At 66.6% G+C, this 3,090-nt stretch carries 2 protein-coding genes; both read right to left on the reverse strand.

What is annotated here, in order from left to right; all coding sequences use genetic code 11:
- Positions 1-1,041: 1,041 nt before the first annotated feature.
- Positions 1,042-2,364 (reverse strand): MinD/ParA family ATP-binding protein, encoded by a 1,323-nt coding sequence (locus AC1DZA_RS20065; RefSeq protein WP_476774091.1) that lies wholly within the window; start codon positions 2,362-2,364, stop codon positions 1,042-1,044.
- A 496-nt stretch (positions 2,365-2,860) separates the two neighbouring features.
- Positions 2,861-3,090: hypothetical protein (locus tag AC1DZA_RS20070; RefSeq protein WP_476774092.1), on the reverse strand; the 230-nt coding region annotated here is incomplete at its 5' end.

A 3,090-nucleotide genomic window follows, 5' to 3' on the forward strand; every position in this document is an offset into this window, starting at 1 on the left:
GCGGTGGACCATGCGCTGGAAGCCCGCACCCAACGCATTCGCGACCACCTTCGCGAACCGCATCCCCGGACTCAACCGAGAGCAGGGCTAACGCCGTTTACACCGAATTCCGGACAGGCCCCCGCTCATAGCGGAAGCGTCGTTTCCGCTGGTCAGTCGCCGACTTCAGGGCGTGAAACGCCGCAACGGTTTGGTGTCTTCCCAGCTGCACCGCTAACGTGAGGTATCGGCTGATATTTCAGCGGGGCATTGGCAGCGTCACCCGCTGGAGGATAGGCGCTTCCAGACCGATGTGCGGCGTGACCAGCTGGAACACCACACGGAGCCGATGAAGTCCCTCTGATCAGTCACATGCAGGGGGATTTCATCGTCTGCTCAACGTTTCGTCAGTGGGGGGTCACGGTTGGGCGGTGCCTAACGGTCGTTGCAACACCTGATGGAGTGGACGGTGTTGTTTGGAACCATAGGCGCGTCATTCTCACCGGGGTACGAGCGTTGCTGGCGGAGTTCCGACAACGCCGGCTTCAGTACTCGCGAAACGTGTCGGCTGGCCGGGACCATCGGCGCAGTTCCGGAAGCGGGTCGCCATGGTGCGCCCGGACTATGCACCGAAGGATCCAGCGAACCGACTGGACTACCAGCCCCGGGATCAAGCGCAGCGCGACCTGTGGTTCCTGCCGGTACGGGTTCCGACCGGGACTGGGCAGTGGATGTCATTCCCGGTGCTGGCTATCGTCGCCTCCTACTAGCTCGAGCAGGCATTTGTGAGAGAACCGGGCATCGGTGGCGCAGCGCCGCGGCGGTTTCCCCTCCCAGAAGCAGAAGCCGGACCGGCTTGCGTGAAAGGATCGCCGGCGGTAATGGGCGACCGACACGTCGGTCCCAGTACCGGTCCTGTCTGGCCCGACGCGCTGACCCTGGTGGGCTGGTGGAATTGGGTCGTCATGACCGAATCACTGGCCGCCGCGTCGCATTCGAGACCGGCATCCACCGGCCGATTGAGGGCCGTCGGACGGCGCCCAAACACGCCGCCCCTTCCTCTCAGAGCTGGTCGGCGATTACCGCGGCGGCCTCGAGCCATGCGCTGTGCGTTGCCGGTGAGAGGGCGTCGAAGTCGATTGTGCCGCCGTCGACGAGGGAGTCGTCGTAAGGGATCGTCGTGACGGCGGCCGTCAGCGCCCCGAAATGGTCGGCGAGGCGCTGCTCAAGCTCATGGTCAGGCTTGTCCGATGGCGAGGTCAGGATCGTGACAGCATGGTCGACCTTGTCGCTGAAGCCCTTCTCGGCGAGCCCGTCGAGGAGCCAGGCTGCACTTGCCGCGGTATCCTCGCGCACGGTCGAGACGATGACGAGCTGGTCGGCCGCGGCGACGGCGGCGACCCAGTTCGAGGCGCGCATGTTGTTGCCGGTGTCGACGATCAACAGTCGGTAGTACCTCGACAGCGTGCGGTGCAGGCGGTCGAACGCGACGTCGTCGATGGTGGATGTCGCGGCGGCATCCTCATCGGAAGCCAGCACGTCGAAGCGGGCGTCGACCTGCGTGCGAACGTAATCGTCGAGCTGGCTGAGGCTCGCAACGCTCGGATTCTCGAAGCGGTCGAGGTCGTTGAGCAGGTCGACGGCGGTGCGGTGGTGCGGGGTGTGCTGCGCGCGCCAGCCGAGGGTGCCACGGGTCTCGTTGTTGTCCCACGCGAGCGTCGACCCGCCGCGGAGCCGGCCGAACGTCGCGGCGAGCAGCAGGGTGCTCGTAGTCTTGTGCGCGCCGCCCTTGGGGTTCAACACGACGATGGTACACGGGCCGTCGAGCCGCTTCTGCACGCGCGTGGTGCGCTCGTGCTTCGTCTGCTCGGCGGTGCTCGGCTTCGGCGAGATGACCCCGCCGCTCAGACGGCGCACCCGGCCCTGCCACCCAGTCGTCGCACGCAACGGCCGCAGCCTGGGCCGGGACGCGAGCAGGTCGTCGACCGTGGGACGGTGCGGCCACGACTCGGTCGACTCGGCCCCGCGTACTGCAGGCGACGATGACGGCTCGGGCGCTACCTTTGTCGACGCCGTCGCCGCGGTCGGGGTGACCTGTCCGGCGTACTCCGAGCCCCCGTGGCCCATCCCGTTCAGCGCCTCGGCCACACGACCATCGGCGTCAATCGTCAGGGTCCAATGCGAGGAGTCGTCGATGAGGGTCGCGGTGGCCGGGATCCCGAGCCGCAGTGCCCGCTCTTGCACGAACGCCACTACACGATCACGCAACCCACCCCCGTTCGTCGCCTCGATGCCCACCACTGTGCCGTCGGCGTGCACGTCCGCCTGCGTTAATGAGGTCAGGAACACGGTGACGTCATCATGCGTGTCGGTCGAAGTGGTCAAGGCGGTTCCCCCGGATCAGGTACGTTCGGTCGATGCAGGGGCGACACCGTGGGCGCGTTTCGCCTCGAGACATACCCCGACGAGCGCTCCCACTCCTGTCGCCCCCGTTGCAATCTACATAATCACGAACTATCAGTCGGGTGTACACGCGCAAATCGCCAGGCTGGCGGTCAGCCTCGCCATGTCAAGACGACCCGCCGCTCGCGCGGCCCCCGCGCTCGAGCTTTAGGGCGTGTTGCGAAACCCTCGTCGTCGCCATTGCGTGGCGCTGGCCCGGAGTACGCCTGGCTCTCGGCGTTGTTATCGTCTTCGTGGTCGCCGCCGCTGTGGCAGCACGGATCGGATGATCGGCGTAGCGTTCGGATTGGCTGAATCCGTTCAATGCGGTGGCGCTTCGGCGCAGGGAGCGGCTACCTGGCGCTCCTCGAGCCCTCCATGGCCACGGTGTCAGCGTTGAGGCGGCGCTCCCTCCCGCGCGTGTAACGCGAACGATCGTTTACGGACGTGCGGTGTGGCGGAGGTTGTCGATGATGTAGTAGTGGCCGGGTTGGTCGGGGTGGGGGTGTCGTTCGGTGCTGCAGACTCGGAGGCCGCGTTCTCGGAGTTCGGTAAGGCGGGTGGCGCGTAGTCGGAGTCGTTCGGTGCGGGCGGCGGCTTGCCCGTCGCCGAACGGGATGGCCTTGGTGGTGAGTCTGGCGCGGCGGGGCGTGCCGTGCTGGGTGGTCT

Source organism: Agromyces sp. P2_B3 (assembly GCF_056404815.1).